This window comes from Peribacillus asahii (genome assembly GCF_004006295.1).
Classification (GTDB): Bacteria; Bacillota; Bacilli; order Bacillales; family DSM-1321; genus Peribacillus; species Peribacillus asahii_A.
Genome location: NZ_CP026095.1, coordinates 172,501 through 194,386 on the forward strand (window position 1 = coordinate 172,501; position 21,886 = coordinate 194,386).

The following is a 21,886-nucleotide window of genomic DNA, read 5'->3' on the forward strand; positions in this document are numbered from 1 at the left end:
CGAATTCAGTCAAACTCCGAATGCCAAATACTTATACTCGGGAGTCAGACTGCGAGTGATAAGATCCGTAGTCAAAAGGGAAACAGCCCAGACCACCAGCTAAGGTCCCAAAGTTTATGTTAAGTGGAAAAGGATGTGGAGTTGCTTAGACAACCAGGATGTTGGCTTAGAAGCAGCCACCATTTAAAGAGTGCGTAATAGCTCACTGGTCGAGTGACTCCGCGCCGAAAATGTACCGGGGCTAAACATAACACCGAAGCTGTGGATGGACATCTGCGATGTCCGTGGTAGGAGAGCGTTCTAAGGGCGTTGAAGCTAGACCGGAAGGACTGGTGGAGCGCTTAGAAGTGAGAATGCCGGTATGAGTAGCGAAAGAAGGGTGAGAATCCCTTCCACCGAATATCTAAGGTTTCCTGAGGAAGGCTCGTCCGCTCAGGGTTAGTCGGGACCTAAGCCGAGGCTGAAAAGCGTAGGCGATGGACAACAGGTTGATATTCCTGTACCACCTATACATCGTTTGAGCGATGGGGGGACGCAGGAGGATAGGGTAAGCGCGCTGTTGGATATGCGCGTCCAAGCAGTTAGGCTGGAAACGAGGCAAATCCCGTTTCCGTTAAGGCTGAGCTGTGATGGCGAGGGAAATAGAGTACCGAAGTTCCTGATTCCACACTGCCAAGAAAAGCCTCTAGTGAGATGTAGGGTGCCCGTACCGCAAACCGACACAGGTAGATGAGGAGAGAATCCTAAGGTGTTCGAGAGAACTCTCGTTAAGGAACTCGGCAAAATGACCCCGTAACTTCGGGAGAAGGGGTGCTCATTAGGGTGTTAAAGCCCAGATGAGCCGCAGTGAATAGGCCCAGGCGACTGTTTAGCAAAAACACAGGTCTCTGCGAAACCGCAAGGTGAAGTATAGGGGCTGACACCTGCCCGGTGCTGGAAGGTTAAGAGGAGAGGTTAGCGCAAGCGAAGCTTTGAATTGAAGCCCCAGTAAACGGCGGCCGTAACTATAACGGTCCTAAGGTAGCGAAATTCCTTGTCGGGTAAGTTCCGACCCGCACGAAAGGTGTAACGATCTGGGCACTGTCTCAACGAGAGACTCGGTGAAATTATAGTACCTGTGAAGATGCAGGTTACCCGCGACAGGACGGAAAGACCCCGTGGAGCTTTACTGCAGCCTGATATTGAATTTTGGTACAGCTTGTACAGGATAGGTAGGAGCCTGTGAAGCCGGAGCGCCAGCTTCGGTGGAGGCGTTGGTGGGATACTACCCTGGCTGTATTGACATTCTAACCCGCACCCCTGATCGGGGTGGGAGACAGTGTCAGGTGGGCAGTTTGACTGGGGCGGTCGCCTCCTAAAAGGTAACGGAGGCGCCCAAAGGTTCCCTCAGAATGGTTGGAAATCATTCGTAGAGTGTAAAGGCACAAGGGAGCTTGACTGCGAGACCTACAAGTCGAGCAGGGACGAAAGTCGGGCTTAGTGATCCGGTGGTTCCGCATGGAAGGGCCATCGCTCAACGGATAAAAGCTACCCCGGGGATAACAGGCTTATCTCCCCCAAGAGTCCACATCGACGGGGAGGTTTGGCACCTCGATGTCGGCTCATCGCATCCTGGGGCTGTAGTCGGTCCCAAGGGTTGGGCTGTTCGCCCATTAAAGCGGTACGCGAGCTGGGTTCAGAACGTCGTGAGACAGTTCGGTCCCTATCCGTCGTGGGCGCAGGAAATTTGAGAGGAGCTGTCCTTAGTACGAGAGGACCGGGATGGACGCACCGCTGGTGTACCAGTTGTCTTGCCAAAGGCATCGCTGGGTAGCTATGTGCGGACGGGATAAGTGCTGAAAGCATCTAAGCATGAAGCCCCCCTCAAGATGAGATTTCCCATAGCGCAAGCTAGTAAGACCCCTGAAAGATGATCAGGTTGATAGGTCAGAGGTGGAAGTGTGGCGACACATGGAGCTGACTGATACTAATCGGTCGAGGACTTAACCAATTATTTCAATGATAGTCTTTCCCTATTATCTAGTTTTGAAGGAACAATCCTTCTTACATAATATCTGGTAATGATGGCGAAGAGGTCACACCCGTTCCCATTCCGAACACGGAAGTTAAGCTCTTCAGCGCCGATGGTAGTTGGGGGTTTCCCCCTGTGAGAGTAGGACGTTGCCAGGCAAAAAAAGTAGCCCTAAGTAGGGGCTATTTTTTTTGCCTAATTTTATAGGAAAGAAATAGTTGTTTAGTGATACAATCAAGCGATTACCATATTAGTTGAAAGATAGTGCCTGATTAGAAACTTTTAATGTTAAGAAATCACTCTTATAGAAGATGAGGCAATAGATAGTTTAACTCAAAAATAAAAAAAGAATCCGTTTTGAATAATCTGTTCAAAACGGATTCTTTTTAGTTGCTCTAACAAAGGGGCTTATGAAATAGACTCTTTTTTAAATCATGTCGTAAAATGGAAGGGTCAGGTTATGAATATATGAATAGAGCAATCGTTCAAACATTGGAGGAATGATAGGTATGTTGAATATACGAAATGTAAAAATGGAAGATTTACCTGAGCTTGTACGCATTGAAAATCTTTGCTTTACAAAAGAAGAGGCCGCGACGAAAGAAGCGTTTGAAATGCGCATTCAGTTAATTCCTGATAGTTTTTATGTAGCAGAACAAGACGGTACCATAGTGGGCTTAGTCAATGGCCCAGTTATTGAAAAGGCATTCATTACAGATGATTTATTTAGTAACATAAAAGAAAATCCAGCGTCTGGAGGTCATCAAAGTATTTTAGGATTAGCTGTGTCTCCAAGTTATCAAAAACAAGGCGCCGCAACAGCGCTGCTAATACACCTTGAAAGGGAAGCGAAAGCTAGTCAACGTGAAACGATTACACTTACTTGTAAAGAAGATTTAATTGGTTTCTATGAAAAGCATGGATATCTCAATTATGGGGTGTCGAACTCGGAACATGGTGGGGAAATTTGGTATAATATGAGTAAAGAGCTACAGTGAGCATTTTATACAATGAGGAATCTTCAATAGTTACAACGAATATTTCAAAATTTTAAAAATATAATCATTCAAAATGAATGAGGTGGATAGCATGATATTAAAAAAAGATTCAACACATATGATGTGGCTGATCTTATTATTGCTTGTGTTAACTTCTAATTGTGTCTTATATCGTTCTTCCTTTGGCGTGTCGCTGCTGCCTGACAATACAAATGGTGTTGTATTGGGCTCCATTATCGATTTAACTATTGCAGCGCCTGTTTTATTTTTAGCTTGGAAACGTAAATTGAGCTGGAAGCCTCTTATTGTGATGATGGCAGCTGGGCTTATTGCTGCGCGTTTTATGATTCCAGTGGAGTATTTAGCTCCATTTAAAACCATTACATGGGCAGGTTTTGTTATAGAAGGTGCACTTGTTTTACTTGAGCTATTATTATTAGTGACATTTTTTAAATATTTGCCGGAAATCATTCGTACCGTTAAGAAAAGCCCACTGCCACTTTTGTTTTCCTTCTCCCGTGCAGTAGACGAGAAAGTAAAGAAACATCCCATTATACAAGTGATTTGCTCTGAAATGCTGATGGTTTATTATGCTTTAGGTATGTGGAGAAAGAAGCCGCAATATGAAGCCAATACGTTTACACTGCATAAGAACTCAAGCCTGATTGCTTTTCAAGTGATGATGATTCATGCGATTATGATTGAAACAATCGGCATTCATTGGTGGTTACATGAGAAGTCACTTATTTTATCAATTATTTTGCTAGTGATAAACGTTTATTCTGTCATTTTGTTTTTAGGTGACATTCAAGCGGTACGTTTCAATCCTCTACAGATGGAACATGATCGTATGTATGTTTCTCTTGGCCTGATGAAGCGTATGGAAATACGATGGGATGATATTGAGGAAGTGATAGAAGACAGAGATAGATTAGAACAAAAACTTTCGAAGAATATAATTGATTTTATTGCACGTGATTTTGAAGAAGTCTATCCCAATATTATGTTGAAATTAAAACGCCCGGTTGAAGCCACTTTGCTGATGGGGGTAAAGAAAGAGTATGAGCAAGTAGCGATTCGAGTGGATAATCTGGAAGGATTTAAAGAAGCGTTGAGGCAGAGGGTATCAAAGTAAGCTGCGTTCACTAAACCTTTTTAAAATCGTGTTCCCTAGCACGAGGGAAATGAAATATATGTTCATTATAGTTAGTTGAATAACTCATCAGTTGATTGAATGAGGGGAGAGGCCGTCCTGAAAGTATCACGCTTTAGGATAGCTTCTTTTTTTATTCCTTTTATTTGAAAATTAAGCTAGATTATCTACTCTAAAACCCATACAATAAATGATTATAATTCATGTTCATAAATTATTTGAGACAGTAGGTGAGTGTTTGAAGCGTATTCATTATAGTTGGTTTATTTTAATCATTGTATTCTTCTCCATTATCGCAGCTGGAATTATTCGATCATCATCAGGAGTCTTTATAGAACCTTTTGAAGCAGAGTTCGGATGGGACCGTTCTATTATTTCTTTAGCATTTGCGATTAGTCTTTTTTTGTATGGGCTTTCCGGTCCATTTATGGCAGCTTTAATTGAAGTACTAGGATTAAAGAAGATGATGGTATTGGCCATGGCTACGTTATCCGGAGGAGTTGCTCTTACATTTTTTATGGAGCAATCGTGGCAGCTTATCCTTATTTGGGGGATTCTTATAGGGTTAGGGTCTGGACTCTTTTTAACCGTCTTAAGTCCATATGTGGCCAATCGTTGGTTTGAGAAGAGAAGGGGATTGGCAGTTGGTATATTAACAGCAAGTACGGCAACGGGTCAGTTAATTTTGCTGCCAGTACTAGCCTATGTTATCGAACATTATTCATGGCGTTGGGCAATTGGCCTTATTATGGCTCTTAGCGTTATAATGTTAGTCATTATTTTATTATTTATGAAAAACACTCCAAAGGAAATAGGGATCCTTCCGTACGGACTTGACGAAGAGCCTTCAGAGTCGAGCATAGTTCAGAAGAAAAACCCTATTGTAATAGCTTTCCAATCTTTACTTGAAGCGGTTAAAGTGAAAGCGTTTTGGCTATTAGCAGGGAGCTTCTTTATATGCGGACTTTCAACAGGCGGTTTGATTGGTACGCATTTTGTTTCGTATTGTATGAGTTATGGCATCCCAGTGATAACTGCCGCTTCTTTACTTTCCTTTATGGGAGTCTTTGATTTAATTGGAACGACTATATCGGGCTGGTTATCGGATCGATTTGATAATCGCTGGCTGCTGTTTTGGTACTATGCTTTAAGGGGAGCTTCTTTGTTATTGCTTCCTTATGCACTTTATGAAGGGTCTATCCCGCTATTAGTTCTCTTTGCTGTATTCTATGGATTAGATTGGATTGCAACTGTACCCCCAACGATTAGTATTTCTAGACAAATCTTCGGAGTAGAAAAGAGTGGAATCATTTATGGATGGATATTTGCTGCTCACCAGGCAGGTGCAGCAGTCGCAGCTTATGGCGGAGGTCTTATTTATAAAATATTTAATTCTTATACATGGGCATTCTTTCTTGCGGGCATCTTCTGCTTAGTAGGCAGCTTATTTGTAGTGATCATTAAAAAACAAAAACCAGAGGTTAAGCAGGGTTTGGCAAATGGGCAAGCAATATAAATCATTCGATTCACATGCTTGATTTGTTGAAATCATCATCTCTTTCTATGCTTTCTCATCTTCTTGAAATGAAAGTGTTGAAAAATTGAATAGATTGCCTTTTATATAGTCATCTTAATCATAAAGGAGATGATGATATGCCACGTGACGATGAAAATATACATGTTGAAGCAACCCCTCATTTTGATGGGAAAAGAGAAAGTATTATTAATGACCCTACAGCATCTGCTAGCTCAACAATGGGCATATTTGATACTAAAGAGACATTTGCACAAGAGAAAAATCCGTTCAATTATACGCCTAAACAAGATCCAGAAATGGAACAGTTTGAGAAATTGATGAGAGGGAAAAAGGCAGAAGAGTAGAGAACTGATAAACAGTAAGTAAAACAAATGAGCTTAGGGACAGTATGCCCAAGCTCATTTGTAATATGAATTCAGTGGTGTGTACTTATCAAGTTTGATTTTCTTTAATATAGGTCTTCACAGCAGGAGGGATATAGGTATAGAATTTCTCAATTAAATCTGCTGGATTTGAATCAACTAGAGCTATAGAACGATGTTTATCCTGCAAAAATTGTTGTTCATTCATATGATTGAAGAAGGAAATCAGTAAATCATAATAATGGTCTATATTTAAGATGCCACAAGGTTTTTGGTGAAGTCCTAGCTGAGCCCAAGTGAACACTTCAAAAAATTCTTCTAACGTTCCAGGTCCTCCAGGTAAAGCGATAAATCCATCTGCCAATTCGACCATTTTTGTTTTTCTTTCATGCATAGAGTTAACGACAATAAGTTCTGTTAAATGAAGGTGTGCAATCTCTTTTTCCTCTAACATTTTTGGAATTACGCCGATAGCTTGTCCACCTGCTTCTAAAACAGCATCTGCTACTGTTCCCATAATTCCAACACTAGAACCTCCATAGACAAGCGTAATGCCTCGTCTGGCTAATTCTTTTCCTAGCTGGATAGCGCCTTCTTTATACGTATGTGAAGCTCCGATACTAGATCCACAGAAAACAGCGATTCTCTTCATAGTAGCCTCCATTACATCATTTTTTATTTTTCTTCTTTTTGATTATAATGAATTTTTATATTAAGTGAAACGAGTGGAATGTTAATAAACTTTTAAAATGATCTAAAAAATATTATGCATCTGAACGGTCATACATGCTTGTTTTGAGTGTAAAAAGTAAAAAAGCTAACAGTCTACTGTCTGCAGGCTGTTAGCTTTTTTAGATTGCAATTTCTCTATACTACTTCTTTTAATTGAGTGATGGAAAGAACCTTTTTTTGAATGGTATCGAAATTTGCTGATAATTCTTCGGGATCAATTGGCTTACTAAATAAATATCCTTGGATAATATCACAATCACGATCTGCTAAAAAGGAAAGTTGGCCGGTTTCTTCCACACCTTCAGCAACGACTTTCAATTCAAGATGTTTCGCCATCGAAATCATCATAGAAATAAGTACGTCATCATGATGATTGGATTGTACATTTCGAACAAAAGAACGGTCTATTTTTAAACAATCAATCGGGAATTTTTTTAAATAATACATAGATGAATAACCTGTTCCAAAGTCATCTACAGCTATTTTTACACCCAATTGCTTTAAATCATGCAAAATTTCAGTCATGTGGTTAGTATCTACCGTCATACTTTCGGTAATTTCTAATTCTAAGTAATGTGGGGGCAGATTCGTTCTCGCTAAAATATCCTCTACCATCTCTACTAAATTTTGTTGGAAGAATTGCCCAGTTGATAGATTAACAGCGACACCGATATGTGAAATGCCTTCATTATGCCATTGTTTAGCCTGTCTACAAGCAGTTTCCAATACCCATTCACCGATTGGGACGATTAACCCTGTTTCTTCTGCGATTGGAATAAATGCAGCAGGTGAAATCAATCCTTTCTCTGGATGCTGCCACCGAACTAACGCTTCTACAGAATCAATAGAGCCCGTACGTAAGTTAATTTGTGGCTGATATTCAAGATAAATCTCTCCATTATCAAGGGCGTAATGTAAGTCCTGTTCAAGCACTAATTGCTCTATGAGCTGTTGTCCCATTTTGGAATGGTAAAATACATATCGCTCTGTTGCTTTTTGTGCTTCATGCATGGCGACTTGAGCATGTTTTAAAAGTTCCTCTTGATTCGTGCCATGCTTCGGATAAACGGCAATGCCGATATTTAATGTAATATTTAATAGGAAATGCTGTAGTTGAAAAGGCTCTTTCATTCCTTTTTGAATTTGTTTACATACCTGAACTACATCCTCATGGTCCTTTACTGAATGGAGGAGAATCGTAAACTCTCCCCTGCCTATTTGACTGATGAATAAGTCTGGGGGAAGAGATGTACGTAGACGTGTTGCAACCTCTTGTAGCATCAAGTCTATAAAAGAATGACCAAGCGATTCATTAATAGATTTAAGTCGATCAATTTCTATCATTAGAATCGCTTTTTTCGTTTTTGGCATGCTTAGTTCTATTGATAATTTCTCTGTTAAAAATCGCGAATTTGGCAATTCGGTTAGTTCATCGTGATAGGCCATGTAATGCAGGCTTTCTTCAGATTTTTTTAATTGTTTTTGGGTTTCTATCAACGATTGAAATGGTTTTTCAACAGAGGTAGAGTAAAACGTCCTCATTAAAAAATAAAACCCTGATAATTGAAAGAAGTGACCCATGAAATTTTTAATATCATACACACTTTGATAGGTTGTGAACATTAAATCGCCAAGTATTAAATAAACAGAAGCCACAATGATGACCGTATTTTGACGTCGATCTTTATTGAAATTTCTCCACAAATAAAGAAGTATTAAACATTGCAACATAATGGCTAAATATTGCAGACTATTTTTTAATGGTGTTGTACCTACTCCTTCAATTACAAGATGCGGTAATAATTCATATGGACTGTAGATAAGGAATATCCAAACAAAAGTATATAAACAAGCTAAACTATATGTAATTCTACGCTGTATAAAGTGAATTTTTTTAGGTTTTGATGTCAAAATGAGCAATAAACCTAAAGCTTGTGTTAAGCGCTCAATCATATAAAACCATGTAGCTGAATAAGCAGAGCTATCCTTAATAAAAAAGGGCATGCCTTTATAAGACAGTGTATGAATGAGAGTTAACAAACCTACTGATAGAAAGAGAGCACCAATATACAACCGATGATTGGAAAAAATATAAGGAAATATAAGCCATGCTTGAATCGCAATCGTAAAGGATGCAATGATAATAAAGATTTCAAGCATTAAATGGAGGGTCACATAATTATTTTCTCCCAATATGCCATACAATTGATTACTAAATAGCAAAGCTGGTATGAGTAATAAGAGAGGGATAGTTAAACTAAATCCGTCTCTTACGGAAGATTGGATATTCTGTTTTTTTATTTTCATGATTAATCTCCCTTTAGTTCATAGCGTGAGAACATATTCATATTGTTAGTTACGGTAGTTTAGACTTAGCATGTTTCAAGCACCGTATAGCACTGACTATAATACATGGTAAATGTTAAGGTAGTTATGATAATTTTATTAATATTTCGCTACTATTATGTAATAATACCTCATTTAAATAGTTCATAATACCTCTTTTTTATACGAAATTATGTATAATAGTATTAATTTACTTAAAATGTATTAGTTTTGTTCGGTTGTTATAAACCCCAATAAAAAGAATGTAATCAAACAATAAACTGCTATATTTTTAGAGAGATAGAAGTACATATAAATGGTATACATCAAGAAGAATTTTAAATAAGGGTGACATGATTAAGGGGGAGTGTGGCGAATGGAAAAGGATGAAAAATATTTAAGGGCCAAGAGGCGCGTACAAAATCTAAAAGCGTTTTACATTCACTTGACCGTGTATATTTTAGTAAATATGATGTTGTTTGTTATTAACCTAAGTTCAGATGCAGGGAATTGGTGGTTCATCTATCCGCTTGGAGGTTGGGGAATTGGAGTCATCATCCATGGTTTAACCACGTTTGCATCCGGTAAATTCGGGGTGGATTGGGAAGAAAAAAAGATCAAAGAGTATATGGAAAAAGATAAGTAGACCCTTTATTTATGAGCCAAGATTGGCTTCTTTTTATTATTTCTTGACAGAAGGCTCCCACTTCAAGGAATGGGAAGGGCATAGTTCAATGAGTATGTGGGGGAATTCAAATTGAAAAGAGGGACTAACTGGCTAATTGATTTTGGCTATAATGCTATATCACTAGTATAAAAGTTCCTATTGTGTAAAATATCAACATATATTCCCTTTTTTATTATATGATTTATATATTCTATAAAAAGGAGAATATATAATAATGAAGTTTAAAAAGTTATTAGCTATTCCTTTTCTAGCATTGTTTACTGTGTTAGGTGCTTGTGGTCAAGAAGCAGCACCTGTTTCAGATGCTGGAAAATCTAAAACAGATGAAAAACCTCAAGCGAGTGAAGAATCTCTTACAGTAGAAGAAGTATTTGAAAAAACAATTGCGGCTAGCCGTGATTTAAAAAGTGTATCTGTGAAAATGGACAATAATCAAACGATTACTTCTAGTAATAATCCTGAGCCAATGGATGTAAAATCAACCATTGAGATGGATGTTATTCAAAATCCAATTGCTCTTTATCAAGAAATGACGATTGAGGTCCCAGGGGAAGAGTCTGTGAAATCAGAAACATATTTCACGGATAAAGGGTTTTATATGTTCGAGCCAACAGAAAACAAATGGATGAAACTTCCCGAAGAAATGTCTGCTGAGATATTAAAAGCAACGAAAGAGCAAGGAGATCCAGCGGCTGAATTGAAAAAGATGCAATCCTATGTAGAGGACTTTAAGTTCGAGCAGGATGATTCTTCTTACTTCTTAACACTTAATGCTTCAGGTGACAAATTCAATAGTTTAGTTCAAGAAGAAATGTCGAAAAGCCTAGGTCAAGACTTAGGGGTCGCTCTTGAAAATATAGATATTAATGATGTGAATTTTAAATACACAATTGATAAAAAAAGCTTTAACTTAACAGCTATGGCTATTAACATGACCATTAAAACGGTTGAAGGTGAAGAAGAAGTAACGATGAAGCAAACGACAAATGCTATATTTAGCAACTACAATGGTGTGGATGAAATTGCGATTCCAGAAGATGTAATGAAGTCTGCAGAAGAAATTCAACTTCCACAATAAATAGTGCTATTAGAAGACCTCATTCCTTTATTTTGAAGGAATGAGGTTTTTTATATAGGGTTAACTTTTTAAACCGATTTAAGAATATTGATTTGAAGAGGCTGGAGATTTTTAGATCTTAGATGGAATGTGATAATGTGGGGAAATTTAATTTGGTTTTATATACAATAATGAATAGCTATTTCTACTGATATTCAATAAGAGGATATATATAACAGATAGAATATGCCTAAGCGTAACAGAAGTTATTCATTAGACAGTTAGAGAAAAATGTTCAGTAGTCATGACAGGACATTTCCCCGGAAATTAGATAAAAAGGAGGGAGAATGTTTGGGCAGAACATGCTCTGAACATAAGGGGTTATTTTACTTTTTTCTGCTGTTTAGCTAAGTTGCTTAATAGGAAACGGATATGCTAGAGATCTTGATACATAGAATTGAATGAACAACGATTTTTGGCAGACTGTAGTGTGTACGGAATTATTTCTTGCGGATGGTGGCTTTTTCAAGTACCTCCCATGATTCGTTATGAATATGTTTAACAATGTCTAGCAGCAATTGTTCTTTCGTACGAAAGTGATAGTATATGGTACCTTGCATAACACAAGCACCCTATGCAACGGCTTTCAAAGTAAAGTGTTGAATCCCTCTTGCCGCTAAGCATTTTTTGCGGCTTGAAGAAGCGTTTCTTTACTTTGATCTGTTGGTGTAGCCATTTGTTATTCTCCATTTACTAGTTGGCTGTACAATTAATTTTATTTTCAGAAAAATATTATCACCAATATTTAGGATGATCAGGTGTTATAAATCGTGTTATGAGGCGATTGGCAGAATTTAATTTATACATAGACTGCATAATTTGTTATTGTGATATTGTAAGTACGTTTGATATGTGATATAGTTCATTAAGTTGTACCGTACTTCTTATATAATTACAAAGAGGTATTCCATTGACTTAATTTTCTGATTATTGCATACATTGGCAATAAATAGAGAAATGTACAAGCGATTGCATACAACCTCGTTGTGGATTTATATGGATTTTTAGGTAAAAAGATTTTATGGGGGTTTTTTTGTGTCAAATAAAGTACCATCTTCATTTGTATTAGTTGTTGGCTTAATGCTATTTGCATTATTCTTTGGTGCTGGAAATCTGATTTTCCCAGCAGGTCTTGGACAAGCAGCAGGTGAAAATATGTGGCTTGCCAATGCTGGCTTTTTAGTAACAGGAGCTGGTCTGCCTTTACTTGGTATTCTAGCATTAGGAGTTTCGGGGAAAGATGATTTACAGTCTTTGGCAAATCGGACTCATCCAATTTTTGGTGTAGTGTTTACCGTTATTTTATATCTTTCAATCGGACCTTTGTTTGCGATTCCAAGAACAGGAACAGTTTCGTTTGAAATGGCCATTAAACCTTTTTTAGGTGATGAGATCAGTTTTGTACCTTTACTAATCTTTACAATTATTTTCTTTGCACTTACGTGTTATATTTCGGTTAACCCTAGCAAGATGGTTGATATTATTGGAAAATGGCTAACGCCGATTATGCTCGTGTTTATTTTAATTTTAATGGCTTTCGTTGTATTTAAACCAATGGGAGCTTTCCAAGCACCTACTGAGGACTATGTGTCTCATGCATTCTTTATAGGGTTCGAACAAGGTTATTTAACAATGGATGCTCTTGCTGCTTTCGTGTTTGGGATTATTGTTATTAATGCAATTCGAGATAAAGGGATTACGAATAAGAAACAACTTCTTACTTTATGTATGAAATCAGCGTTTATCGCGGCAGGTATTTTAGCTTTAATCTATACAGGACTATCATATCTTGGTGCTACAAGTGTGGAGGAAATAGGTTATGCAGATACAGGTGCACAAGTATTAGTACAAGTTTCAAGCCATTACTTCGGTCCTTTCGGTGGAGTGTTACTAGGCTTTATTGTGTTACTAGCATGTTTAACAACAAGTGTTGGATTAGTTACGGCTTGTGCTTCTTATTTCCATAAGTTAATTCCAAGTGTTTCTTATAAAAAATTGGCAATTATTTTCTCTGTCATTAGTGCAGGTTTTGCGAACTTTGGATTAGCGCAATTGATTTCGTTATCTGTACCTGTGTTAACAGCGATTTATCCATTAGCGATTGTGTTGATTATTTTAACATTTACACACTCTCTTTTCAAAGGTCGTTCTGAAGTATACCAAGGAAGTATGCTATTCACATTCGTTGTGAGTTTATTTGATGGATTAAGTGCAACTCCAATCGATGTTTCAGGAGTAACCAATTTCTTTGGAGAAGTCTTACCTCTTTATGGAATCGGGTTAGGTTGGATTGTTCCAGCGATTGTTGGTGCAGTATTAGGTTATATCATTAGCTTGATGCGTCCGAAAGCTCCGCAAAAATAAAATTGTTCAAGAAAACGCCCGTCTACATGTAGATGGGCGTTTTTTGTGATTTTTTCCAATAATAAAAGTGTGAAGTAAGGTCATGATATAGAGGTATTTTAAAATGTAAAGGAGAGAATGATATGTCTCAACAACCAATAGATGTAAATCAATTAAATCAAGCAAAAGCGAATGTGACTTTAACGCAAACCTTATTAAGCCAAGCAATTGAAAAGTCTTCATCTGATCCAACTTTAGCTGGAGAGGCAATTAAGCAAGCGGCGAATGAGATTGCCCAGGCTCAAACAGCTGTTAGTCAAGTGCAAAGTGCATTAATCGTTCAAAAATCTGAATAAAAGTAAGAGGGCTTTGCCCTCTGCTTTTTACTTTGTATGGGAAAGCGGATTGGGTACCATTTTTCTTTTGTTTACTTCAATGATTGTTGAAGTGCTGCTAAAGAGGGAGTATGTACGTTATCTGTAGAAAAGGAAGTTCTTTTTATTGCAAATTTGAAATTAACGAATGTTACACATGAAACCATTAGAGAATAATCTGTATGAAGTAGGGTCGTAAAATCTACATAGAAGACATTGAAAAAGGATGAATAGTTGAGATTGTTTTCCCTATATTTTTACTATTGTAGCAGAATAATTAGAGTAGAGGATAAGGTCATATATGTAGAAGTAAACAAATACACTACAAAAAGAATAAGGATGGAAAATGTACACTCGATTGGAGTTTTGTATTACAAATTTTCCGAACGAGAAAGCCTACCTTATCGTTATTAGAAATAATCATGTTATACAAAAGAGGCACTGTTAGAAGAGTGCCTCTTTTTGGTGTTTTCTTATTTATCCCTATATTTAGTGGGGAGTAAGACCTTCGCTTATCGAAGATTCATTTGCTTCCCCGAATTGTTGTTCGACGAATGCCCGATATAATTCATGTGTTTCGGTTAATTCGTGATGCGTACCGATGCCTGTGACTTTCCCTTTTTCGATGAAGATGATTTGATCGGCATCGATAATGGTGGATAAGCGATGGGCAATGACGAAGGTTGTGCGCCCTTCCATTAAACGAGTTAAGGCCTGCTGGACAACATGTTCAGATTGGCTATCCAGGCTCGCTGTTGCTTCATCCATCATCAGAACTTTAGGGTTGCGTAGAAAGGCACGTGCGATTGCGATTCGTTGCCTTTGTCCACCTGATAGTTTGACTCCTCGCTCGCCAACCTCAGTATCTAACCCGTTTGGAAAGGAGCTGATAAATTGATCGGCATAGGCCATTTTAGCAACTTCCCATAGACGTTCATCGGATATTGCTTCCGGATCTTTTAAACCATAACAGAGATTGTTGCGGATCGTTCCAGCCATCATCGCACTTTCTTGAGAAACATAGCCAATTTGGCTGCGCCAGGAAAGAAGTGATAAATCGGTAATGGGGATTTGGTCAATTCGTATTTCACCTGCGATTGGTTCATAAAATCGTTCAAGCAATCCAAACATTGTTGTTTTTCCACTGCCGCTTGGCCCCGCAAAAGCAATCATTTCACCAGGCTGTGCTTTAAAAGATACATTCTGAAGCACAGGCTCGTCTTCATTATAAGCAAATGAGACATTTGAGACAGTAATTGGTTTGTCTGTAATGTCGATATCTGCCCCGTCTTGCCCCGCTTCTGATGATAGCTCTAAAATCTCGATAATTCGTTCTGTAGCGCCTTTTGCTTTTTGTAATTGTGTGAAAAACATCGCGAAGGATGTAATCGGCATAATGATTTGGAATAGATAAAGCAAAAAGGCAACGAGTGATCCTGTTGACATCGTCCCGTTCGCAACCCGCATGCCGCCATATCCAATAATCATGACAATGACGACCATGATGACCAGATACATAATGGGCATGATTAAAGCAAAAATACGTGCTTCTTTTAATCCGAAGCTGAGCAATTTTTCAATCCCAGTTGATCCTTTTGATGCTTCATTTTGTTCAGCGTTTGATGCTTTCATTAAACGAATTTCACTTAAGGTTTGTTGAATATGGCCCGTGAATGTCGCTGTTTCATCTTGTAAGCTTCTTGATATTTTTGCCATTCTCTTCCCAAGCGGAATCATGATTATTAAGGTAATCGGAACGGAAATGAGCATCATCAGTGTCATTTTCCAATCCATCACGAATAAGATGATAACGGCTCCAATAATGGAAATCATCCCTGAGATAAATTGTGGGAAATGGTCCGAAATTAATGCTCGCACGACGCTCGTATCATTGACAACACGACTGACGATTTCGCCGCTGGACTGTTGATCGAAATAGCTTACAGGCAAGCGGATGAGTTTTAACCACATGCGGTCACGCAGCCGAGCAACCATTTTTTGACCAACAAAACTTAATAAGTAAATAGACACGCCGCTAATAATAGCTTGGATAATAAAGGCTGCTCCAATTCCGATAATAAGCGGTGTGCTTAAGGATGATACCGAAAAGCCATCGACTAAATTCTTTGTTAACAATGGAACAATCAGACCAGCGAGCGTAGTAATTATACTTGCTGTTAACCCCATAATTAGGGCAAGCTTCGGGATTTTTGTGGATAAAATCAGAGAGAGGAATGGTTTTAAATTGTTCATAGAAAGGACTCCTATCTAAATAATTAGTGATAATAACCACTTTAATGACGATGTGATCTAACGAGAAAAGTACGCTATATAGAACGGGAGGTTGCTTCTATCATCTTAAAATATACATAAAATAACAAGGATAAGCCACTCTAATGAATAGTGAAATAGAGCGATTTGTGTAAAAAAACCTTCTGGAGTGTTAGTACAGACAGCTATTGCACCCAATCGACATTCCACGTCAGGTGGACAATTCGGCTAGAATTTCTCTGGTTATTCGACAAAAAATGATAAAAAGGTAGTTAAGGGTGCGAATTGCTTATGCATATTTTATGCAGAGATATGTATGGAATAAAGAGATGCGACTAAAGGTTGGGTATTTATTTATTATAGTGGAATAAATATGGAAGTGGCTGATTCTCTAATGATTGTGGGATGTTATGAATGTATTTAAACAACCAAAGGAAATGTCTATAAATGAGAGGTATTTGCTATGCTGGGCGGCCTGTATTTTGCGGAGATCTAGAGGTTTCTTTGCTAAAAGAGGTTGAAAAAGAATCTTTTTAGTGTTGAGCAACCAGGTTTAAACGTTGATAATACAACATTTGGAACCGGTTCCTGATAAATGTGAAAAAACGTGGTATTTTAAGGAACCGGTTCCAATAAAGGGCGGAAAACGCCCCTTGATGTTTGTTTTTAAGACAATGAAGCAGAGCTTCGCTTGATGTTGGCTATGTTGTTTTTATAAAGAGGGAAGAGCTGGATGTGCTAATTAACTAGGGGCAAATCGTTTATCAACACTTTCTCTTGCGATAATTTCAAAGTTTGAATAAGTCAGCATTGGAATGTCTTGTCCATTTACGAGTTGGACAATATGATCGGCAGCTTTTTTTCCAGCTTCAATAAAGTAAAATTGGACAGTGGTTAAGGCTGGATGCATCATTGCAGTTATTTCATATCCACCAAAGCCGGTTACCGATAAGTTAGCTGGTACATGCATTCCTTTCGTATAGGCGGCTTTGACTGCGCCAATTGCAATCTCATCTGTTGCGCAAATGAGGGCAGAAGGGAAGAAGTCGTTGAAAATATCTAAAGCATTCGCTGCTACTTCACGCATATTGGCCTTCGTTTCAAAATAGCGAACTTCACAATTATTGACGTCTCTAGTAGCTCGTTTAAAGCCTTCTTTCCGTTTTACGCCGACAGCGATGTCTGTTTCGCTGACTCCTAAAAAAGCGAGTCTTCGGTGACCTTGTTCAATAATGTATTTTCCCATTGCGTAACCAGCTTCTTCATCATGGTGAACAAGGCTGTGTATTTCATCATGATGTTGGCCGACTAACAGGACAGGAATATCAATTTCAGAGATTGCTTGTACATGTCGATCAGTAATTTGTGTCGCAAGCAAAATAATGCCAGCTACTTTTTGTTTGGCCAGAGTATAGATGTTTTCAATTTCACGGTTTAAATTACGGTTAGTATGAGAAACGAGCATAAGGTAATTTAGTTTGCGAAGCTGCTCATCAATTCCAATCAATGTTTGGGATGTCTCATATGAATCAAGCTGTGGAACAATAATGCCGATAATATTAGTTTTCTTTGCTTTTAAACTTTGTGCAAAAGCGTTAGGCATATAGCCTGTCTCTGCGATGATGTCTTCAATTTTTCTTTTTGTTACTTCACTGACAGAGCCGCCGTTTAAATACCTAGAGACGGTGCTCTTTGCTACGCCCGCAAGCTTGGCGATATCGGCAATGTTTTTCATTTTGTCATCTCCCTTTTTTCAATATGAGTATACAACATTCTAGTAGATGCAAGAAGGGTCTGTTTAAAAGTTTATATCAATTTTGTGAATAATTTCACAATATATCCTTCCGTGTCTTCTTGTTATAAATCAAGAATGTAAGTTTGACTGCTTTATGACTAGTTTAATAAAAATATATGACTTTTCTTCACTTAAGAAGATGACTTTTATTTTTCATAATAGAGTTAGCAAAGTGATGGAGGAGTTGAAATGATTGCGCTTATTGGAAGGGTAATTTCTCAGATGGTCTCAATCTTCTTTTCTTCAATAATGGTGTTCGGTCATGCGGTCATACTAGCTGCCCTAGGGGTGATGGGGGTTTTCACTGGACTATGCACATTATTGATGCCGATTTTGGGACTGTTAAGAGCTTTTGGTATGGAGAACATATTTATTATAAAGGATGAAGTTCAAGGATCTAGTCTTGTGAGTTTACCAATTGGAATGTTTCTGGGGATTATTTGTGCATTACTATCATGGTTAAGTTTTCGCACTTTGATGAAATATTTTCGCTGGATTTCTAAAGAGGAGCACAATGCACCTTAGTGACTAGTTAGATAAGTGAAAAAGAAAATGGGGGAAAATCATGAAAAAAGTATTTAAGATTTTAGGGATTACATGTTTGAGTACCATTGTCCTTTTATTATCTGTTGCGTTTGTTTTTGGGAGTACAAAGCATTCTAATTTAATAGGAAATGAGGAGAGTAAGATCAAGGAATATATGGAGGAATTTTCGAAAGAAGAAAAATTTGATGGATCAGTGCTTGTGTTTCATAGAGGTAAGGTGATTCTTGATCAATCATATGGGTTAGCCGATAAAGAAAATAAGCTGCCGTTTAAGAATGATACTCTATTTCCCATAGGGTCGATTACAAAATCGATGACAGCTGTGGCTATTTTACAATTGGAGGAACAAGGGAAGTTATCTATTTCTGATTTGCTATCAGATTATATGCCAGAGTTACCAAATGCTAATAAAATTACGCTTCATCAATTATTGAATCATAGCTCAGGGCTTACTGACTTTTTGGAAGTTGATGAAATTAAGGGAGATTACACAAAAGCTTATTCTGAGAAAGAGATTATTAATAGCTTTAAAAATAGGCCGTTGACATCAAATCCTGGTGAGAAGTATGCGTATATTAGCTCGGGTTATTACTTGCTTGGAAAAATAATTGAACAAGTATCTGGTGAAGCGTACAGCACCTATTTACAAAACCACATTTTTAAACCAGCCGGAATGAATGATACGTTTGTTATGAGTGAAAGGAATGTCGATAAAATACAGGTAAAAGGATATGAAAACGAAGAGTTGATAAAAAATCTTCATCCAAGCTTGTTATTTGCTTGCGGTGATGTAGTTTCAACGAAGGCAGATTTAGTTAAGTATATTTCGGCTATTGAAAAAGATAGAGTGCTTTCTGAGAAGCAAAAGTCAAAAATGGTGACTTCTCATATTGATATCGTACCGAGTCTTGCGGGGTACGGGTATGGATGGTATGTGGCAGACAGCTTTCTTTCATTCAATGAAAAGGAATTCTGGCATGGAGGTTCCATGCCGGGTTTGAGGTCAGGATTAATACGTTATCCAGAAAACGACTTAACCATTATTATTTTTAGTAACAAGGGATCAGAATGGAATTATGTCGAACTAAGTAATGAACTAGCTTCAATTATTTTAGATAAAAGAATGTGGTTTATTCATAGACTTCAATAATAGAAATTCACATAGATTAAGTGACAAATGAGCCTTCAAACCATACCATGAAGATATTAGGGTGAATAGGATTAGAGGTGTTTTATTGAGTAAATTAAAAGGTGTGAGGAAGCTATCGATTTTTGTTGAAATTGTATTGTTTTCTTTTAGGGTGTTTTTTTATGTATTTGCCTTAGTTGATGTGTATACGGAAAAGGACACGGTTGATGAATTTTATTTAGTTTTGACATGGTTAGTCATAGCGATGATAGTGCCTATCTGTTATTGGATTCCTCTTGTATATAAGAGAAGCATGTATTATTGTTTTGCAGAGTTGTTGCTAAATGGATCGTTAACGATTTATGCTATGCAGACTACGAATAGCTATACAGCCTTGTTTATTATAGCTGCCTTAACGGTTTCTTTCCATCTGGAGAGGCGTTATTATTGGTTGATTGCGGTTATGGCCTTCTTTCCTTTTATTGAATTTATTTTACAAGGTATTTCATTAGAAGACGAGAATCCTTATTTCTTTATCTTTAATCATTGGTTGTTGCTGATGATTGGGTTTGGTTTTAACCTGATTATTAAAGCCTATAAAAATACTGAAAATTTAAACAGAATTATAGAAGAGCAGAATCAAACTCTTGTTCAATATGCGAGGCAAATTGAGCATCTTACCCTTGTCGAAGAGAGAAATCGAATGGCGCGTGATTTACACGATACACTTGGGCATTCATTCATTTCTTATATTGTAGGGTTAGATGCTGTGTCTTATTTAATGGATTCAAATCCGTCTGAAGCGAAGAAGAGGATTGAGGAACTTAGAGATTATGCGTCAGGCAGCTTGAATCAGGTTAGGGAGACAATTCATGAAATAGGAACAGAAACGGATATTTCTTTAACGAGTAATCTTTCTGCTATTATTGATGAGTTTTCTGAATATACGAATACAAACGTAACTTTTAAAATTGTAGATGAAGAATATGTATTGCAGCATTCGATACGTATGACCCTCCTACGCTGTCTTCAGGAAGGTTTAACAAATGCAAAAAGACATGGTCATGCAACAGAAGTGATTGTTACTCTATCGTTTTTAGAACATGAAGTAGAATTAGTGATACACGATAATGGGACTGGTACAGATCAAGTGGAGTATGGGTTTGGATTATCGTCTATGAAAGAACGATTAGCTGTATTAAATGGAGAATTACAAGTTGACTCTAATAAAAAACAAGGAACGATGGTAAAATGCCAAATTCCATTTCGGAGGGGATGAGAATGGAGGACATTAAAGTATTAATCGCGGATGATCAAGAATTGATAAGGGAGAGCTTATCGATTGTATTAAATATGGAAGAGCAGCTTACAGTTGTTGGGCTTGCGCAGGATGGGGAAGAGGCGGTACGTCTATGTGAAAAACTAGTACCGGACGTTGTCTTGATGGATATTAATATGCCGAATATGGATGGTGTTAGTGCGACGAAATTGATTAAAGACGCATGGCCGCATATAAGGGTTATTATCCTTACCTCGTACAAAGATGTTGATTATGTTATCACAGCATTAGCTAATGGAGCGGAAGGATATTTGCTCAAATCACTTCATCCTCGAAGTTTGGCAAGCAGTATTCGATTAGTTCATTCAGGTGGCACGCTTATTACAAAAGAAATGGCGGCTAGTCTTATCCATAACCAAGTTCAAAAGAAAGAGGAAGAAACTTTTATAAATAACGAGGAGCGAATGCAACATCTCATTCAAACGTATGGTTTAAGCGAACGTGAAGTAGAGGTATTAAAGCTTCTGGCAAAAGGCTTAAGGAATAATGAAATATCTGAACGCTTATTTTTAAGCGGCGGAACGGTGAAAAATTATATTTCAAATATTTATGCGAAGCTAGAGGTTAAAGGGCGGAGAGAAGCAGCTGATAAAGCGAAAAATGAAGGGCTTATTTAAGTGGAGAAAGTAAGGCTATCAAAGGATAAATAGAGAAATAGATGAAAACGAGTATGAAATCGCACACGATTATATACTCGTTTTTTTATGGGCCTTTATACAAGTTGACGGCTCCTTTTTTGTGATAGCGGTCGAAGCTTTACATTGTAAAGCTCTAAATTCGTTGTTTCTGCAATTTTTTAATGGAAGCGTTTTAAATATGAATAGTTTGTGAACTATGTCACTTAGTACTTTCTTTTTGAAAAAATCGGAGTAGAATAAGAGTCAAGAAGTTATTATATAACAGATTGATAAAAACATCGCATTTGCAGCGATTGTTATATTACAAAAAATAAAATGATGGAGGGTTTTACAATGTGGGTTATTACAGTATTTGAACAAAAAGATGTTCGTGTTTTTGAATATACAAATAAAGGGGAAGCAATCCAAGCCCTTCAACGTTTCGATAAAAATGCCGTAAAAAACGCCGTATTATCTTATACAAAATAATGCTTAGCCCGCAGCTAATGAATAGCTGCGGGCGTTTTTTAATTTCTGACACTCGTTTTT

General features: G+C 37.6%; 17 protein-coding genes, 2 rRNA genes and 1 pseudogene (1 of these 20 cut by a window edge). 15 read left to right on the forward strand and 5 right to left on the reverse strand.

The window, feature by feature from the left end:
* From BAOM_RS00980 to BAOM_RS01005, 6 genes are all read left to right on the forward strand, one after another.
* A 23S ribosomal RNA gene (locus BAOM_RS00980) occupies positions 1-1,990 on the forward strand; it begins 944 nt to the left of the window's first position.
* Between the two features lie 63 nt (positions 1,991-2,053).
* A 5S ribosomal RNA gene (rrf, locus tag BAOM_RS00985) occupies positions 2,054-2,169 on the forward strand.
* A 351-nt stretch (positions 2,170-2,520) separates the two neighbouring features.
* Positions 2,521-3,009 (forward strand): GNAT family N-acetyltransferase, encoded by a 489-nt coding sequence (locus tag BAOM_RS00990; RefSeq protein ID WP_127758699.1) that lies wholly within the window; start codon positions 2,521-2,523, stop codon positions 3,007-3,009.
* Between the two features lie 91 nt (positions 3,010-3,100).
* Positions 3,101-4,144 carry a beta-carotene 15,15'-monooxygenase gene (locus BAOM_RS00995; RefSeq protein WP_127758700.1) on the forward strand — a complete coding sequence of 348 codons (1,044 nt, stop codon included), beginning with the start codon at positions 3,101-3,103 and terminating at the stop codon, positions 4,142-4,144.
* 256 nt (positions 4,145-4,400) lie between these two features.
* On the forward strand, positions 4,401-5,678 hold the full coding sequence (locus tag BAOM_RS01000) for an MFS transporter (RefSeq protein ID WP_127758701.1): 1,278 nt from the start codon (positions 4,401-4,403) through the stop codon (positions 5,676-5,678).
* A gap of 137 nt (positions 5,679-5,815) precedes the next feature.
* On the forward strand, positions 5,816-6,043 hold the full coding sequence (locus BAOM_RS01005; protein WP_127758702.1) for a hypothetical protein: 228 nt from the start codon (positions 5,816-5,818) through the stop codon (positions 6,041-6,043).
* A gap of 88 nt (positions 6,044-6,131) precedes the next feature.
* Here the strand turns inward: BAOM_RS01005 and BAOM_RS01010 are convergent, their stop codons facing one another.
* Both BAOM_RS01010 and BAOM_RS01015 read right to left on the reverse strand, forming a co-directional pair.
* A complete protein-coding gene (locus BAOM_RS01010) occupies positions 6,132-6,713 on the reverse strand; it encodes an LOG family protein (protein ID WP_127758703.1) in 582 nt (193 codons plus the stop codon).
* Between the two features lie 215 nt (positions 6,714-6,928).
* A complete protein-coding gene (locus BAOM_RS01015; RefSeq protein WP_127758704.1) occupies positions 6,929-9,100 on the reverse strand; it encodes a bifunctional diguanylate cyclase/phosphodiesterase in 2,172 nt (723 codons plus the stop codon).
* A 394-nt stretch (positions 9,101-9,494) separates the two neighbouring features.
* Between BAOM_RS01015 and BAOM_RS01020 the strand changes: the two genes are divergently transcribed.
* Both BAOM_RS01020 and BAOM_RS01025 read left to right on the forward strand, forming a co-directional pair.
* Positions 9,495-9,764 carry a 2TM domain-containing protein gene (locus BAOM_RS01020; RefSeq protein WP_127758705.1) on the forward strand — a complete coding sequence of 90 codons (270 nt, stop codon included), beginning with the start codon at positions 9,495-9,497 and terminating at the stop codon, positions 9,762-9,764.
* Positions 9,765-10,020: 256 nt separating this feature from the next.
* Positions 10,021-10,884 carry a DUF6612 family protein gene (locus BAOM_RS01025; protein WP_127758706.1) on the forward strand — a complete coding sequence of 288 codons (864 nt, stop codon included), beginning with the start codon at positions 10,021-10,023 and terminating at the stop codon, positions 10,882-10,884.
* Between the two features lie 479 nt (positions 10,885-11,363).
* Here the strand turns inward: BAOM_RS01025 and BAOM_RS01030 are convergent.
* A pseudogene (locus BAOM_RS01030) lies at positions 11,364-11,486 on the reverse strand (TetR/AcrR family transcriptional regulator); the annotation flags it as partial.
* A gap of 472 nt (positions 11,487-11,958) precedes the next feature.
* Here BAOM_RS01030 and brnQ point away from each other — a divergent pair.
* Together brnQ and BAOM_RS01040 are read left to right on the forward strand one after the other, a co-directional pair.
* Positions 11,959-13,287: a branched-chain amino acid transport system II carrier protein gene (gene brnQ, locus BAOM_RS01035; RefSeq protein WP_127758708.1), complete on the forward strand. Its 1,329-nt coding sequence runs from the start codon at positions 11,959-11,961 to the stop codon at positions 13,285-13,287.
* A 122-nt stretch (positions 13,288-13,409) separates the two neighbouring features.
* Positions 13,410-13,622 (forward strand): hypothetical protein, encoded by a 213-nt coding sequence (locus tag BAOM_RS01040; RefSeq protein WP_127758709.1) that lies wholly within the window; start codon positions 13,410-13,412, stop codon positions 13,620-13,622.
* A 507-nt stretch (positions 13,623-14,129) separates the two neighbouring features.
* Here the strand turns inward: BAOM_RS01040 and BAOM_RS01045 are convergent.
* On the reverse strand, positions 14,130-15,893 hold the full coding sequence (locus BAOM_RS01045) for an ABC transporter ATP-binding protein (RefSeq protein ID WP_127758710.1): 1,764 nt from the start codon (positions 15,891-15,893) through the stop codon (positions 14,130-14,132).
* Between the two features lie 760 nt (positions 15,894-16,653).
* Positions 16,654-17,646 carry a LacI family DNA-binding transcriptional regulator gene (locus BAOM_RS01050; RefSeq protein WP_127758711.1) on the reverse strand — a complete coding sequence of 331 codons (993 nt, stop codon included), beginning with the start codon at positions 17,644-17,646 and terminating at the stop codon, positions 16,654-16,656.
* A 249-nt stretch (positions 17,647-17,895) separates the two neighbouring features.
* On the opposite strand from BAOM_RS01050, the gene BAOM_RS01055 reads away from it, so the two are divergent.
* From BAOM_RS01055 to BAOM_RS24785, 5 genes are all read left to right on the forward strand, one after another.
* Complete coding sequence (locus BAOM_RS01055; RefSeq protein WP_127758712.1) at positions 17,896-18,231, forward strand: hypothetical protein; 336 nt, start codon at positions 17,896-17,898, stop codon at positions 18,229-18,231.
* A 40-nt stretch (positions 18,232-18,271) separates the two neighbouring features.
* The gene (locus tag BAOM_RS01060; RefSeq protein ID WP_127758713.1) at positions 18,272-19,402 is read left to right on the forward strand and encodes a serine hydrolase domain-containing protein; all 1,131 of its coding nucleotides are present in this window, start codon (positions 18,272-18,274) and stop codon (positions 19,400-19,402) included.
* Between the two features lie 85 nt (positions 19,403-19,487).
* A complete protein-coding gene (locus BAOM_RS01065) occupies positions 19,488-20,660 on the forward strand; it encodes a sensor histidine kinase (protein WP_127758714.1) in 1,173 nt (390 codons plus the stop codon).
* Between the two features lie 2 nt (positions 20,661-20,662).
* On the forward strand, positions 20,663-21,337 hold the full coding sequence (locus BAOM_RS01070; RefSeq protein WP_127758715.1) for a response regulator transcription factor: 675 nt from the start codon (positions 20,663-20,665) through the stop codon (positions 21,335-21,337).
* Between the two features lie 354 nt (positions 21,338-21,691).
* The gene (locus tag BAOM_RS24785) at positions 21,692-21,826 is read left to right on the forward strand and encodes a hypothetical protein (protein ID WP_257467548.1); all 135 of its coding nucleotides are present in this window, start codon (positions 21,692-21,694) and stop codon (positions 21,824-21,826) included.
* Positions 21,827-21,886 lie beyond the last annotated feature (60 nt).

Bases quoted from the DNA above. Each gene is read 5' to 3' on its own strand.
- BAOM_RS00990 (WP_127758699.1), top strand. From the start codon at position 2,521: ATGTTGAATATACGAAATGTAAAAATGGAAGATTTACCTGAGCTTGTA.
- BAOM_RS00995 (WP_127758700.1), top strand. From the start codon at position 3,101: ATGATATTAAAAAAAGATTCAACACATATGATGTGGCTGATCTTATTA.
- BAOM_RS01005 (WP_127758702.1), top strand. From the start codon at position 5,816: ATGCCACGTGACGATGAAAATATACATGTTGAAGCAACCCCTCATTTT.
- BAOM_RS01010 (WP_127758703.1), bottom strand. From the start codon at position 6,713: ATGAAGAGAATCGCTGTTTTCTGTGGATCTAGTATCGGAGCTTCACAT.
- BAOM_RS01015 (WP_127758704.1), bottom strand. From the start codon at position 9,100: ATGAAAATAAAAAAACAGAATATCCAATCTTCCGTAAGAGACGGATTT.
- BAOM_RS01020 (WP_127758705.1), top strand. From the start codon at position 9,495: ATGGAAAAGGATGAAAAATATTTAAGGGCCAAGAGGCGCGTACAAAAT.
- BAOM_RS01025 (WP_127758706.1), top strand. From the start codon at position 10,021: ATGAAGTTTAAAAAGTTATTAGCTATTCCTTTTCTAGCATTGTTTACT.
- BAOM_RS01040 (WP_127758709.1), top strand. From the start codon at position 13,410: ATGTCTCAACAACCAATAGATGTAAATCAATTAAATCAAGCAAAAGCG.
- BAOM_RS01045 (WP_127758710.1), bottom strand. From the start codon at position 15,893: ATGAACAATTTAAAACCATTCCTCTCTCTGATTTTATCCACAAAAATC.
- BAOM_RS01050 (WP_127758711.1), bottom strand. From the start codon at position 17,646: ATGAAAAACATTGCCGATATCGCCAAGCTTGCGGGCGTAGCAAAGAGC.
- BAOM_RS01055 (WP_127758712.1), top strand. From the start codon at position 17,896: ATGATTGCGCTTATTGGAAGGGTAATTTCTCAGATGGTCTCAATCTTC.
- BAOM_RS01060 (WP_127758713.1), top strand. From the start codon at position 18,272: ATGAAAAAAGTATTTAAGATTTTAGGGATTACATGTTTGAGTACCATT.
- BAOM_RS01070 (WP_127758715.1), top strand. From the start codon at position 20,663: ATGGAGGACATTAAAGTATTAATCGCGGATGATCAAGAATTGATAAGG.
- BAOM_RS24785 (WP_257467548.1), top strand. From the start codon at position 21,692: ATGTGGGTTATTACAGTATTTGAACAAAAAGATGTTCGTGTTTTTGAA.